Below are 13,744 nucleotides of genomic sequence, written 5' to 3' on the forward strand. Positions count from 1 at the left end.
GGCATGCACGGTCGCGACGCCCACAGTGAGGAACCGGTCCGGGTGACCGCCTGGGTCCGAGGGAAGGTCCAGCAGGTCGGCTTCCGCTGGTGGACCAGGGCGCGGGCGCTGGAGATCGGACTGACCGGCTACGCCAGCAATCTGGGTGACGGCCGGGTGCAGGTGGTGGCCGAGGGGCTCGCCCCCGACTGCGAACAGCTGCTGGCCCGGCTGCGCGGGCCGGGGACCCCGGGGAACGTCAGCGGGGTCACCGAGATCTGGACGGCCGTCGGTGCCGGTTACGAGGGTTTCGAGATCCGCTGAACCGCCTCCGGGCCGGCCCGGAGGACACCTGTCGGCGCCCCACCGGCGGCCCGCCGCGCGGGCTTCCGCGAAAAGATCGGGAACCGGCGGTGTCACGAGGTTGCCATCCGGGCAGACTCGTGGTTGACTCCGCATCGAACGATGATCCACGAGCACGTGGTGGACCCGTCCCGGAACCCCCCAGGCGTGACGACACCGCCGGGCAGGTGACAGGGGCGCGGTAGCGTGCGGTGATCGTGTTGACCCTTTCCGTCTTTGGTGAGACGCTGGAAGCCCGCGCACACGACCGCGTTCTCCCGGTAGGCGCATGCCCTCGTGAGCCCAGCTCACGGTGGTTGTGCCGTAGTGCCCAGCCAGCACTTCGGGTGGCGCGCCGCGCGTGCGTCCCCCTTCCCCCTAGACCTGGACCGTTCCGGTTCGGTCACTCAGCGTGGAGGACCATTCATCATGGCAAAGGCGCTTCTCGGGTACGTCGGCGGCCCCGACCCGCGAATGCTCTCCGAGATGCGACGGCTTCAGCAGCGCGTCCAGGATCTTGAAGCCGAGCTCCTTCGGATGCAGGCTGAGAACGACGCACTGACCGCTGTCGCTGGCGAGCACTCGCTGCTCAACAGCATCGATCTGGATCAGCGGGAGCCGGCTCTCACCTGAGTCCCGCCCGGTCCTCGCAGATCGACGCCGCTGTGCACTGAGCCGCCCCGCAAGGGACGCAGCTTGCAAGGGACGCCCGGATGTGGCGTCCCTTCGTCGTGTCGGACTCCCGATACAGTCGGTTCCCGTCGTGAGCGACAGAGGGGATCGGCCGCGTGCACCTGAAGAGCCTGACGCTGCGCGGGTTCAAGTCCTTCGCCTCCAGCACCACCCTGCGCTTCGAGCCCGGCATCACCTGCGTCGTCGGTCCGAACGGCTCCGGCAAGTCGAACGTGGTCGACGCGCTGTCCTGGGTGATGGGCGAGCAGGGGGCCAAGTCGCTGCGCGGCGGCAAGATGGAGGACGTCATCTTCGCCGGGACCAGCGGGCGCGCCCCGCTCGGCCGGGCCGAGGTCAGCCTCACCATCGACAACGGTGACGGCGCCCTGCCGATCGACTACTCCGAGGTGACGATCACCCGGACCATGTTCCGCAACGGCGGCAGCGAGTACGCCCTCAACGGCGAGACCTGCCGCCTGCTGGACATCCAGGAACTGCTCTCCGACTCCGGCATCGGCCGCGAGATGCACGTCATCGTCGGGCAGGGGCAACTGGACTCCGTCCTGCACGCCGACCCGATGGGCCGCCGCGCCTTCATCGAGGAGGCGGCCGGCGTCCTCAAGCACCGCAAGCGCAAGGAGAAGGCGCTGCGGAAGCTGGACGCGATGCAGGCCAACCTCAACCGGGTCCAGGACCTGGTGGCGGAACTGCGCCGCCAGCTCGGACCGCTCGGCCGACAGGCCCGGATCGCCCGCCGGGCCGCCGGCATCCAGGCCGACCTGCGCGACGCCCGGCTGCGGCTGCTCGCCGACGACCTGTGCACGCTCCGCCGGGCGGTCGAGGCCGAGATCGCGGACGAACTGGCGCTGCGGCTGCGCCGTACCACCGTCGAACAGGAGCTGGCCCGCGCGGTGCAGCGCGAACGCGTCCTGGAGGCGCAGGTCCAGCAGCTCGGGCCCGGCCTGGAGACCGCCCGGCAGACCTGGTACCGGCTCTCCGCGCTCGCCGAGCGCACCCGCGGCACCATCGGGCTGGCCGAGGCCCGCGCCCGGCACGCCGTCGCCGGGGGCCGGGGCGAGGAGCGGCGCGGGCGCGACCCGGAGGAGCTGGAACGGGAGGCCGAACGGGTCCGCGAGGAGGAGGCCGCGCTGACCGAGGCACTGGAGGAGGCGCGGTACGCGCTGGCCGAGGCGGTCGAGCGCAAGGACGGCGTGGAGCGGGAGCTGGCCGCCGAGGAGCGCCGGCTGCGGGACGCCGCCCGGGCGATCGCCGACCGCCGGGAGGGCCTGGCCCGGCTCCAGGGACAGGCCGCCGCCGCCGGCTCCAAGGCCGCCGCGGCGCAGGCCGAGACCGGCCGGCTCACCGAGGCCAGGGACGAGGCGCTGCTGCGCGCCGAGGCCGCCCAGGGCGAACTGGACGAACTCCAGCGGCAGGTGGACGGCCTGGCGGGGGACGACGAACAGGCCGAGGCCGGGTACCAGCGGGCGCGCGAGCGGCTGGCCGCCGTCGAGGCGGAGCTCGCCGCGGCCCGGGAGACGGCGGGCGCCGCCGAGCGCGAGCGGGCCGGGCTGACCGCGCGGCACGAGGCGCTCTCGCTCGGGCTGCGCCGCAAGGACGGCACCGGCGCGCTGCTCGACGCGGGGGAGCGACTGGGCGGACTGCTCGGCCCGGCGGCCGCGCTGCTGCGGATCGAGGCCGGGTACGAGGTGCCGCTCGCCGCGGCGCTCGGTGCGGCGGCCGACGCGGTGGCCGTCGACTCGCCGTCCGCCGCCGCCGGGGCGGTGCGGCTGCTGCGGGCCGAGGAGGCCGGCCGGGCCGCGCTGCTGATCGCCGGTGTCGCCGACCTGGCGGAGACGGCCGGGGGGCTGCCGGACGGCGCCCGGTGGGCGGCCGAACTGGTCGACGGACCGGCCGAGTTGATCGGTTCCGTCCGGCGGCTGCTGGCCGGGGTGGCGGTGGTCGCCGACCTCGACTGGGCGCTGCGGCTGGTCGACTCGCACCCCGGGCTCTGCGCCGTCACCGCCGACGGGGACCGGCTCGGCGCCGGCTTCGCCCAGGGCGGCTCCGGCGGCGCGCCGAGCCTGCTGGAGACCCAGGCGGCGGTGGACGAGGCGGCCCGGGCGATCGGTGAACTCACCGCCCGCTGCGCCGAGTCGGCCGAGCGGCTGGCCGAACTCGCCGAGCGGCGGCGCGAGTCGGCCGCCGAGGTGGAGCGACTGGCCGAGCAGCGACGGCAGGAGGAGCGGGAGCGGGCCCAGGTCGCCGGGGCGCTCGGCCGGCTCGGCGGGCAGGCCCGGGCCGCCGCCGCGGAGGCCGGGCGGCTGTCGGCCGCCGCCGCGCGCGCCGAGCAGGGACTGACCGAACTGCTCGACAGTGCCGAGGAGTTGGCGCGGCGCCTGGCCGCCGCCGAGGAGTCGGCGCAGGCGGGGGAGGACGAGCCGGACACCGCCGAGCAGCAGCGGCTGGCCGAGGCTGCCGGCGCCGCCCGGCAGGCCGAACTGGAGGCCCGGCTCGCGGTGCGCACCCACGAGGAGCGGGTCCGCGCCCTGACCGGCCGGGCCGACCAGCTGGACCGGGCCGCCCGCGCCGAGCGCGAGGCGCGCGCCCGGGCCGCCGAGCGCCGCCGGCGCGCCGAGCACGACGCCACGGTGGCGAACGCCGTCGCGGCGGGCGCCCGGCAGCTGCTGGCCTGCCTGGAGGTGTCGCTGGCCCGCGCGGACGCCGGGCGGGCGGCCGTCGAACAGGCGCGCACCGAGCGCGAGCACGAGCTGCGCGAGCACCGGGAACACGGCCGCGGGCTCAAGGAGGAGCTGGACAAGCTGGTCGACGCCGGGCACCGGGACGAGGTGCTGCGCGCCGAGAAGCGGCTGCGGATCGAGCAGCTGGAAGCCCGCGCGCTGGAGGAGTTCGGCATCGACGGCGGCGAGCTGATCGCCGCGTACGGCCCGGACCAGCCCGTCCCGCCGTCCGCGCCCGAGGACGGCGGAGAGCCGGGGGAGCCGTACCCGTACGTCCGGGCCGAGCAGGAGAAGCGGCTGCGGGCGGCCGAGAAGGCGTACCAGCAGCTCGGCAAGGTCAACCCGCTGGCGCTGGAGGAGTTCACCGCGCTGGAGGAGCGCCACCGGTTCCTCGGCGAGCAGCTGGACGACCTCAAGCGCAGCCGGCGCGACCTGCTGGACATCGTCCGGGACGTGGACCAGCGGGTCGAGCAGCTGTTCACCTCGGCGTACCACGACACCGCCGCCCAGTTCGAGAGCGTCTTCGCCCGGCTCTTCCCGGGCGGGGAGGGCCGGCTGGTGCTGACCGATCCGGACGACATGCTCACCACCGGGGTCGAGGTGGAGGCCCGCCCACCGGGCAAGAAGGTCAAGCGGCTGTCGCTGCTGTCCGGCGGCGAGCGCTCGCTGACCGCGGTGGCGCTGCTGGTGGCGATCTTCAAGGCCCGGCCCAGCCCGTTCTACGTGATGGACGAGGTGGAGGCGGCGCTGGACGAGACCAACCTGCGCCGGCTGATCGGGATCATGGAGGAGCTGCGGGAGAGCTCCCAGCTGATCGTGATCACCCACCAGAAGCTCACCATGGAGTCGGCCGACGCCCTCTACGGCGTGACCATGAAGGGCGACGGCATCTCGCAGGTGATCAGCCAGCGGCTGCGCGAGGCGCACCGGGAACGGCCGCCCCGGACCGCGCGAACCGCATCGGTGTAGAGCGGCGGCGGTCCATCCGGGCTCCGGTCACGGATACTGGAGCGGTTATGGAATACGTGATTCTTGCCGTAGTCATCGCCGTGCTCGCCGTCGGCGCGATCGCGGGCCTCGTCGTTTCCGGCAGACGACGCCAGCAGCTGCCCCCGAAGTCGCAGGCGCCGGTCATCACGGCGCCGAAGCCCACCCCGCAGGAGCCCCAGGTCGGCGAGGAGTCCGCGCCGCCGACCGAGGCACCCCGCCGCACCATCGAGGAGGTGGAACTCCCGGCGGAGGCAGAGGCCCCCGAGGCCCCCGAGGCCGTCGAGGTCGCGCCCGCCGAGGCCGAGGCGGCGCCCGCCGTCGAGGTCCCCGAGCCCACCGCCGGCCGGCTGGTCCGGCTGCGCTCGCGGCTCTCCCGCTCGCAGAACTCGCTCGGCAAGGGCCTGCTCTCGCTGCTCTCCCGGGAGCACCTGGACGAGGACACCTGGGAGGAGATCGAGGAGACGCTGCTCACCGCGGACGTCGGCGTCGCCCCCACCCAGGAGCTGGTCGAGCGGCTGCGCACCCGGGTGAAGGTGCTCGGCACCCGGACGCCCGACGAGCTGCGCGCGCTGCTGCGCGAGGAGCTGGTCGAGCTGGTCGGCAAGGACTCCGACCGCGCCGTGCGCTCCACCAAGCACGAGGAGGGCCCGGCGGTGGTCCTGGTGGTCGGCGTCAACGGCGTCGGCAAGACCACCACCACCGGCAAGCTGGCCCGCGTCCTGGTCGCCGACGGCCGCAAGGTGGTGCTCGGCGCCGCCGACACCTTCCGTGCCGCCGCCGCCGACCAGCTCCAGACCTGGGGCGAGCGGGTCGGGGCGCGCACCGTGCGCGGCCCGGAGGGCGGCGACCCGGCCTCGATCGCCTTCGACGCGGTCAAGGAGGGCATCGCCGAGGGCGTGGACACCGTGCTGGTCGACACCGCCGGCCGTCTGCACACCAAGACCGGCCTGATGGACGAGCTGGGCAAGGTCAAGCGGGTCGTCGAGAAGCACGGCCCGGTGGACGAGGTGCTGCTGGTGCTGGACGCCACCACCGGCCAGAACGGCCTGATCCAGGCCCGGGTGTTCGCCGAGGTGGTCGACATCACCGGCATCGTGCTGACCAAGCTGGACGGCACCGCCAAGGGCGGCATCGTGGTCGCGGTCCAGCGCGAGCTGGGCGTACCGGTCAAGCTGATCGGCCTGGGCGAGGGCGCGGACGACCTGGCTCCGTTCGAGCCGGGGGCGTTCGTGGACGCGCTGATCGGGGACTGACGCACCCCGCGCACGAAGGGCGTGCGAAGGGCCCGCTCCCTGCCGGGGGCGGGCCCTTTCGCGTACCCGAGACCGGGTGGGTCGGTGCGCCCCGGCGGATGGGCGGGCGGGTCAGGAGGCCAGCCAGGCCGGCTCGGCGGTGCGCTCCCGGCTGCGGTGGCAGGCGTAGGCGAGGGTGCCGAGCAGCAGCCGGGCCTCCGGCGGGCAGCCCGCGTTGTCGCGGGTGGGGCGGCGCAGCCAGCGGACCGGGCCGAGGCCGTCGAGGACGGTGGGCGGAGCGGCGACGTAGCTGCCCTCGCCGTGGCAGGTCAGGTCGAGCGCGGCGTCGTCCCAGCCCATCCGGTACAGCAGGTCGGGCAGGCGCCGGGCGGTGCCGGCGGCGACCAGGAACTGGAGCCGGCCGGTGGGGGCGGCGAGCACCGGGCCGACCTGGGTGCCCATCCGCTCCAGCCGGACCAGCGCCTGGAGGCCGGCCTGCTCGGGGACGTCCAGCACGTCGAAGGCGCGGCCGGTGGGGAACAGCACCGAGCCGTCGGCGCGGGCGGCGCGGGCCCCTCCGCCGCCGCCCGGCACGGGGTGCAGGCCGGGCGCGGCGCAGCGGGGGGAGCCGCAGGGACAGCGGGTCGGGGTGGTGGCGCCGGTGGCCGGGGTGCCGGTGACCGGGTCGCCGGTCGTGACCGCCCAGCCCCAGCGGCCGGTGTACTCCGCGGCGGCCTGGGACGCGGTGACCTTGGTGCGGCGGCGCGCGCCCAGCGGTGCCAGCCGCAGGTGCCCCAGTCGAAGTTCGCCGAACAGGTTGTCCATGCCTCCCCCAACAGGTTCTCGTTGCCGATGGTTACGGGACGGTGACTGTGTGTTGATTGTCAGCTGCGTGGTGCGTAGTGCGGTGGCGGCGCGCAGCGCGCGATGTGCGCCTGTTCCGCCGGTGCGCCTCGGGCGCCGCCTTGTGGGGGCGGCGCCGATGCCGGATCGTCGTGTTCGTGAGACTGCCGCCGTCCCGAGTGGACGGTGAACTCGCGTGTGGCTGCGGGGGGTTGCGGATTCCGCCGGGTCCTCCGGGATGCACCGGGGGACTTGGCGGCCCGCATATGCCGGGCCGTCGGGACTCCCTAAGTGAAGCGTGTGCCCCCGGGCTTCGGTTCACTCCTGGGGGTGGCGAAAGGTGGCGTTTCGCCAGGGCCGCTCCCACCGGCCCCTCGCGGGGCACTACGTTCAGCAGGCGGATGTCGTCGAGGAGTCCGTCCCGGGCCGTCGAGGAGCGGGAGTTGGGAATCTGACGGATCGTCCGTAACGATGGCACACCAGTGCGAGGGTGCCGCGGGTCCGGCAGCTCCGCGGCACGGCAGCACCTCAGGTACGGCACGTCTGGCAAGAGCCCGCAACCGTCGGGCGGTCACGATCGGGGGCCCCGCTAGGGGCCGGGCGGGATGGGGACGTTACCCATGGCAGAGAAGCAACCGAATGAGAAGCTGACCACGTGGTTCGCCCGCAGCGGCTGGTCCAAGGGCGAGTTGGCCCGCCAGGTCAACCGCCGGGCCCGGCAGATCGGTGCCCACCACGTGTCCACCGACACCTCGCGGGTGCGCCGCTGGCTCGACGGCGAGCAGCCCCGCGAGCCGATCCCCAAGATCATGTCGGAACTCTTCTCCGAACGGTTCGGCTCGGTGGTCTCGATCGAGGACCTCGGCCTGCGCGCCGCGATCCCGGTCTCGACCGTGGGCGGCGGCGTCGACCTGCCGTGGAGCGGCCCGCAGACCGTCCAGCTGATCAGCGACTACTCCCGCAGCGACCTCATGCTCAACCGCCGGGGCTTCCTCGGCACCTCGCTGGCGCTGACCGCGGGCGCCGCGCTGATCGAGCCGATGCAGCGCTGGCTCGCCCCCGGCCCGACCGGCGTGCCCACCCCGATCCTCACCGCGGCCAACGGCGGCGAGGCGTTCACCGGCCGGCTCTCCGAACCCGAGCTCGAACTGCTCGAGCAGACCACGGTCATGTTCCGGCAGTGGGACGCGCAGAACGGCGGCGGGCTGCGCCGCAAGGCCGTCGTCGGCCAGCTGCACGAGGTCACCGACCTGCTCCAGGAGACGTACAGCGAGGACACCACCAAGCGGCTGTTCCGGCTCACCGCCGAACTCGCCCACCTGGCCGGGTGGATGTCGTACGACGTCGGGATGCACCCGAGCGCGCAGAAGTACTACGTGCTCGCCCTGCACGCGGCCAAGGAGGCCGGCGACCGCCCGTTCGGCGCGCTGATCCTCACCGACATGAGCCGCCAGATGATCCACCTCAACCGGGGCGAGGACGCCCTGGAGCTCATCCACCTCGCCCAGTACGGCAGCCGCGACGCCGCCACCCCGCGCCAGCAGTCCCTGCTGTACGCGATGGAGGCGCGCGCCTACGCCACCATCGGCGAGGTCAACCGCTGCGCCCGGGCGGTCCGGCTGGCCGAGGACACCTTCACCGACATCCGGGACGGGGACCAGGATCCGGACTGGCTGAAGTTCTTCTCGCCGGCCGAGCTGAACGCCGAGAACGCGCACTCCTTCCGTGACCTCGCGTACCACTCGGACAACTCCGAGCTCTACGCCTCGATGTCCGCGCCGGTGATGGAGCGCGCGGTCGACCTGTTCCGCCAGGACGCCGACCACGTGCGCTCGTACGCCTTCAACCTGATCGGCATGGCCAGCGTCCACCTGTTGCAGAAGGAGGCCGAGCAGGCCGCGGTGATGGCCGAGCAGGCGGTGGACATCGCCACCAAGGTGCGCTCGGAGCGGCTGAACTCCCGGGTGCGCAAGACCACGGAAGCCGCGGCGGCCCGGTTCAAGGGCGTGGACGCGGTGAGCCGGCTCAAGGAGCGGGTGGTCCAGGACATCCCGGAGTTCGTCTCGGTGGTCTGACCGGCCCGGCCGGGGCCCTCCGAGGAAAGCTCCACCGACCGTGGCGGCCGCCGCCGCCACGGTCGGTGGCCTGTCCGGCGCCGGTGGCGGCCGCGGCGGTGGCGGCAGTGGTTCACGCAGCCGTAACCCGCGCGTCGCACGCGTCACGGCGGTGAAACAACCGGCCGCACTGGCCGAAACCAGCCTTCGGCACGCTCCTCCTCAACGCCGACACCCCGGGTGACACCACGGGACGGGTCCCCGGGTGCGGATCGGCCTGGACGCAGAGGAGACGCCGATGCCGGACGGCTTCAGCGCGGGCGACACCGCCTTCGTACTCATCAGTGCGGCCCTGGTCATGCTGATGACCCCAGGGCTGGCCTTCTTCTACGGGGGCATGGTCAGGGCCAAGAGCACGCTGAACATGCTGGCGATGAGCTTCCTCTCGCTCGGCATCGTCAGCGTGCTGTGGGTCCTCTACGGCTACTCGCTCAGCTTCGGGTCCGACTCCTTCGCCGGCCTGATCGGCGACCTGGACCACCTCGGGATGCGCGGTCTCGGCCTCAACGAGCTGACCGGCACCATCCCGGTCACCGCCTTCGCGCTCTTCCAGCTGATGTTCGCGGTCATCACCCCGGCGCTGATCAGCGGCGCCGTCGCGGACCGGGCGAGATTCGCCGCCTGGGGGCTGTTCATCGCGCTCTGGGTGACGATCGTCTACTTCCCGGTCGCGCACTGGGTCTTCTTCTTCGACGGCGGCCGGGGCGGCTGGCTGGGCGACCGCAACGGCGTGATCGACTTCGCCGGCGGCACCGCCGTGCACATCAACGCGGGCGTCGCCGGGCTCGCGCTCTGCCTGGTGCTGGGCAAGCGGATCGGCTTCAAGAAGGACCCGATGCGCCCGCACAGCCTGCCGCTGGTGATGCTCGGCTCGGGGCTGCTCTGGTTCGGCTGGTTCGGGTTCAACGCGGGCTCGGCGCTGGCCGCCAACGGCGTCGCCGCGATGGCGATGGTCAACACCCAGGTCGCCACCGGAGCGGCCCTGGTCGGCTGGCTGGTCTACGAGAGGTTCAAGCACGGCGCCTTCACCACGCTGGGCGCCGCCTCCGGCGCGGTGGCCGGACTGGTCGCGATCACCCCGGCCTGCGGCTCGGTCAGCCCGCTCGGCGCGGTGGCGATCGGGCTGGTCGCGGGCGCGGTCTGCTGCGCCGCCGTGTCGCTCAAGTACCGCTGGGGCTTCGACGACTCGCTCGACGTGGTGGGCGTGCACGCGGTCGGCGGGGCGGTCGGCTCGCTGCTGGTCGGCCTGTTCGCCACCGGCGGGGTCGGCCAGGAGGTCAAGGGCCTGTTCTACGGGGGCGGGATCGGGCAGCTGGGCAAGCAGGCGATGGGCGTGGCGGTGGTCGCGGCGTACTCCTTCGTGCTGTCCTGGCTGCTGGCCAAGGCGGTCGACCGGCTGATCGGCTTCCGGGTCGCCGCGGAGGTCGAGGTGGCCGGCATCGACCAGGCCGAACACGCCGAGTCCGCCTACGATTTCAGCGCCGTGGGGGCGGGTCTGGCCCGGGCCCTCCCGGGCCTGGCCGCCGCTGCCGCGACGTCCGCCGCCGAGCGGCCCGCCGCCGCGGAGCCGGTCGCCGCGACGCCCGCCGCCGAGCGGCCCGCCACCACCGGGTCCGCCGTGAAGCCCGCCGAGAAGAAGACCGAGGTCGACGCCCGATGAAGCTCATCACCGCCGTGATCAAGCCGTACCGTCTCGACGAGGTGAAGGCCGCGCTGCAGGCCTTCGGGGTGCACGGCCTGACCGTCACCGAGGCCAGCGGCTACGGCCGCCAGCGCGGCCACACCGAGGTCTACCGGGGGGCCGAGTACACCGTGGACCTCGTGCCGAAGGTCAGGATCGAGGTCCTGGTCGAGGACGAGGACGCCGAGGACCTGATCGACGTCCTGGTGAAGGCGGCCCGGACCGGGAAGATCGGCGACGGCAAGGTGTGGAGCGTGCCGGTCGACACCGCGGTACGGGTCCGCACCGGCGAGCGCGGCCCGGACGCCCTGTAGCCCGGCAGCCCTGGCCCGGTAGCCCGAACAGCCGACACCCCGCACCGGACGGCGGGCCCGTTCACCCCGGAGGGTGCGGGTCCGCCCGACGGCGTACCGGCGTCGTCCGGCCGGCCGAACGGTGCGCCCGCCTTCCGTTCACACCCGGCCGCCACACCCCGGCCGCTCCACCCCGTGGGACGGCCCACCAGCAGGACGGTTCACCAGCACGACGGACGGGACCCATGCGCATGACCACCGAGACCGCCCCCGCCGACCCCTCCGACCCCTCCGACCCCTCCGGCCACTCCGCCGCCCGGGCCGCGCTGCTCGCCGGCCCCGGCCCGGGCGGCCGACCCCGCCGCCGGGCGCTGGCCCGGCTCACCGACGACTGGCTGGCCGGGCTGCTCGCGGCCGCCGGAGCCCCGCCCGGCGTCGCGCTGGTCGCGGTCGGCGGCTACGGGCGCGGCGAGCTGTCCCCGCGCAGCGACCTGGACGTCCTGCTGCTGCACGACGGCCCGATCGCCCGGGAGCTGCCCGAGCGGATCTGGTACCCGGTCTGGGACTCGGGCGCCAAGCTCGACCACGCGGTGCGCACCGTCGCGGAGGCCCGCTCGGTCGCCGCCGCCGACCTCAAGGCCCAGCTCGGCCTGCTGGACGCCCGCCACCTCGCCGGGGACCGGGCGCTCACCGACGCGCTGCGCTCCGCGGTGCTCACTGACTGGCGCGCGAGCGCCCCCGCGCGCCTCCCCGAGCTGCGCGAGCTGTGCCGCGAGCGGGCCGAGCGGCACGGTGAGCTGTCCTTCCTGCTGGAACCCGACCTCAAGGAGGCCCGCGGCGGCCTGCGCGACGTCGTGGCGCTGGATGCGATCGCCGCCACCTGGCTGGCCGACGCGCCCCGGGACGGCCTGGACGCCGCCACCCAGCGGCTGGCCGACGTGCGCGACGCCCTCCACCTGGCCACCGGCCGGGCCACCGACCGGCTCAGCCTCCAGGACCAGGACCAGGTCGCCGAGCGGCTCGGGGTGCTGGACGCCGACACCCTGCTGCGCCAGGTCTACGAGGCCGCCCGCACCATCGCGTACGCGGGTGACGTCACCTGGCGGGCGGTGGACCGGGTGCTCGCGGCCCGCGGCGACCGGGGCCGGCGGGTGCGCCGGCTGGGCATCCCGTTCGCCGGCGCCGGACGCGGCACCGGCGCGGTGGCCCGGGGCGCGGTCGAGCGGCGGCCGCTCGCCGAGGGCGTGGTCGAGCAGGACGGCGAGGCGGTGCTCGCCCAGGGCGCCCGCCCGGCCGCCGACCCGGTGCTGCCGCTGCGCGCCGCGGCGGCCGCCGCGCAGAACGGGCTGACCGTCTCGTACGCCACGGTGCGCCGGCTGGCCGCCGAGTGCCGTCCGCTGCCGGTGCCCTGGCCGGACGAGGCGCGCGAGCAGCTGGTCACCCTGCTGGGTGCGGGGGAGTCGGCCGTCCCGGTGTGGGAGGCCCTGGAGGCGGAGGGGCTGGTCCGCCGGCTGCTGCCGGACTGGGAACGGGTGCGCTGCCGTCCGCAGCGCAACGCGGTGCACCGCTGGACGGTGGACCGGCACCTGGTGGAGACGGCGGTGCGGGCCGCCGCGATGACCCGCCGGGTGGCCCGGCCGGACCTGCTGCTGGTCGCCGCGCTGCTGCACGACATCGGCAAGGGCTGGCCGGGGGACCACAGCGAGGCCGGCGAGGTGATCGTCCGCGACCTCGGCCCCCGGATGGGCTTCGGCCCCGAGGACACCGAGACCCTGGCGGTGCTGGTCCGCCACCACCTGACCCTGGTGGACACCGCGACCCGGCGCGATCCGGACGACCCGGCCACCGTCGAGGCGATCACCAAGGTGGTCACCACCGTGCCGGAGCTGGAGCTGCTGCACGCGCTCACCGAGGCGGACGCGCTGGCCACCGGCCCGGCCGCGTGGAGCGGCTGGCGGGCCTCGCTGGTGGACGGCCTGGTGGCCCGGGTGGCGGACCGGCTGGCCGGGGCGGCCGTCCCGCCGGTGGAGGCGGCGCCGACCGCCGAGCAGGAGCGGCTCGCGGTCGAGGCCGCCCGGACCGGGCAGCCGGCGCTGTCGCTGCTGGCCCGGGCGGAGGGGGCGGAGCCGGGCACCGAGCCGATGGGCGTCGAGCTGAACCTGGCGGTCCCGAACCGTCCCGGGCTGCTCGGCACCGCCGCCGGGGTGCTCGCGCTGCACCGGCTGGCCGTCCGCTCGGCCGGGCTGCGCGAGCTGGACCCGGTGGGCGCCGGGCCGGTGCTGCTGCTGTCCTGGCGGGTGGCGGCCGAGTACGGCGAGCTGCCCGAGGCGGCCCGGCTGCGGGCCGACCTGCGCCGGGCGCTGGACGGCTCGCTGGACGTCGCCCGCCGCCTCGCCGAGCGGGACGCCGCCGCCCCGCGCCGCCGGGGCATCCCCACCCCGCCGCCGCTGGTCGCGGTGGCGCCCGCGGTGGCCTCGGCGACCGCGACCGTGCTGGAGGTCCGCGCGCACGACGCCCCCGGGCTGCTGCACCGGATCGGCCGGGCGCTGGACGGGGCGGGCGTCCGGGTGCGCACCGCGCACGTCTCCACGCTGGGCGCGGAGGCCGTCGACTCGTTCTACCTGACCGACGAGGCGGGCCGCCCGCTGACCGCCGGGCGGGCCGGCGAGGTGGCGGCGGCGGTCCGGGCCGCGCTGGGCTGAGCGGGCCGGTCCGGGCCGGTCCGAGCGCCGGTCCGGGCCGGGCCCGGGGCCGTGGACGGGACCCGGGCGGGGGCCGCGGAGACGGGTTCCGCACGGGGGTGGAGACCGTACCCGGGGCGGCCGGATACCCTGGGGGGCGACGACCGTACCGATACCGA

The 13,744-nt window shown here is 75.0% G+C and carries 9 protein-coding genes; 8 read left to right on the forward strand and 1 reads right to left on the reverse strand.

The window, feature by feature from the left end; genetic code table 11:
- Window positions 1-3: 3 nt before the first annotated feature.
- The 4 genes from ACZ7RU_RS06125 to ftsY all read left to right on the forward strand — a co-directional run bounded on the left by ACZ7RU_RS06125 (window position 4) and on the right by ftsY (window position 5,974).
- Entirely contained in the window at window positions 4-303 is a 300-nt protein-coding gene (locus ACZ7RU_RS06125) for an acylphosphatase (RefSeq protein WP_387759354.1), read from the forward strand.
- A 447-nt stretch (window positions 304-750) separates the two neighbouring features.
- On the forward strand, window positions 751-954 hold the full coding sequence (locus tag ACZ7RU_RS06130) for a hypothetical protein (RefSeq protein WP_270143783.1): 204 nt from the start codon (window positions 751-753) through the stop codon (window positions 952-954).
- Window positions 955-1,109: 155 nt separating this feature from the next.
- Window positions 1,110-4,700, forward strand: coding sequence for a chromosome segregation protein SMC (gene smc, locus ACZ7RU_RS06135; protein WP_470339708.1), 3,591 nt, complete (start codon window positions 1,110-1,112; stop codon window positions 4,698-4,700).
- Between the two features lie 47 nt (window positions 4,701-4,747).
- Entirely contained in the window at window positions 4,748-5,974 is a 1,227-nt protein-coding gene (gene ftsY / locus ACZ7RU_RS06140; protein WP_470339709.1) for a signal recognition particle-docking protein FtsY, read from the forward strand.
- A gap of 111 nt (window positions 5,975-6,085) precedes the next feature.
- Here ftsY and ACZ7RU_RS06145 read toward each other — a convergent pair whose 3' ends face one another.
- Window positions 6,086-6,778 carry a bifunctional DNA primase/polymerase gene (locus tag ACZ7RU_RS06145; protein ID WP_470339710.1) on the reverse strand — a complete coding sequence of 231 codons (693 nt, stop codon included), beginning with the start codon at window positions 6,776-6,778 and terminating at the stop codon, window positions 6,086-6,088.
- A 638-nt stretch (window positions 6,779-7,416) separates the two neighbouring features.
- Here ACZ7RU_RS06145 and nsdA point away from each other — a divergent pair.
- The 4 genes from nsdA (at window position 7,417) to ACZ7RU_RS06165 (ending at window position 13,586) form a co-directional block, all read left to right on the forward strand.
- The gene (nsdA, locus tag ACZ7RU_RS06150) at window positions 7,417-8,871 is read left to right on the forward strand and encodes a transcriptional repressor NsdA (RefSeq protein WP_470339711.1); all 1,455 of its coding nucleotides are present in this window, start codon (window positions 7,417-7,419) and stop codon (window positions 8,869-8,871) included.
- Between the two features lie 277 nt (window positions 8,872-9,148).
- On the forward strand, window positions 9,149-10,570 hold the full coding sequence (locus ACZ7RU_RS06155; protein WP_470339712.1) for an ammonium transporter: 1,422 nt from the start codon (window positions 9,149-9,151) through the stop codon (window positions 10,568-10,570).
- Window positions 10,567-10,905 (forward strand): P-II family nitrogen regulator, encoded by a 339-nt coding sequence (locus ACZ7RU_RS06160; RefSeq protein WP_359829808.1) that lies wholly within the window; start codon window positions 10,567-10,569, stop codon window positions 10,903-10,905. Before ACZ7RU_RS06155 ends, ACZ7RU_RS06160 begins: the two co-directional genes overlap by 4 nt.
- A gap of 230 nt (window positions 10,906-11,135) precedes the next feature.
- Window positions 11,136-13,586 carry a [protein-PII] uridylyltransferase gene (locus tag ACZ7RU_RS06165; RefSeq protein WP_470339713.1) on the forward strand — a complete coding sequence of 817 codons (2,451 nt, stop codon included), beginning with the start codon at window positions 11,136-11,138 and terminating at the stop codon, window positions 13,584-13,586.
- The last annotated feature ends 158 nt before the right edge of the window (window positions 13,587-13,744 follow it).

The sequence above is a fragment of the Kitasatospora sp. NPDC114501 genome, assembly GCF_055633695.1.

Coding starts and splice junctions, on each gene's coding strand:
- ACZ7RU_RS06125 (WP_387759354.1), top strand. CDS start 4: ATGCACGGTCGCGACGCCCACAGTGAGGAACCGGTCCGGGTGACCGCC.
- ACZ7RU_RS06130 (WP_270143783.1), top strand. CDS start 751: ATGGCAAAGGCGCTTCTCGGGTACGTCGGCGGCCCCGACCCGCGAATG.
- ftsY (WP_470339709.1), top strand. CDS start 4,748: ATGGAATACGTGATTCTTGCCGTAGTCATCGCCGTGCTCGCCGTCGGC.
- ACZ7RU_RS06145 (WP_470339710.1), bottom strand. CDS start 6,778: ATGGACAACCTGTTCGGCGAACTTCGACTGGGGCACCTGCGGCTGGCA.
- nsdA (WP_470339711.1), top strand. CDS start 7,417: ATGGCAGAGAAGCAACCGAATGAGAAGCTGACCACGTGGTTCGCCCGC.
- ACZ7RU_RS06155 (WP_470339712.1), top strand. CDS start 9,149: ATGCCGGACGGCTTCAGCGCGGGCGACACCGCCTTCGTACTCATCAGT.
- ACZ7RU_RS06160 (WP_359829808.1), top strand. CDS start 10,567: ATGAAGCTCATCACCGCCGTGATCAAGCCGTACCGTCTCGACGAGGTG.
- ACZ7RU_RS06165 (WP_470339713.1), top strand. CDS start 11,136: ATGACCACCGAGACCGCCCCCGCCGACCCCTCCGACCCCTCCGACCCC.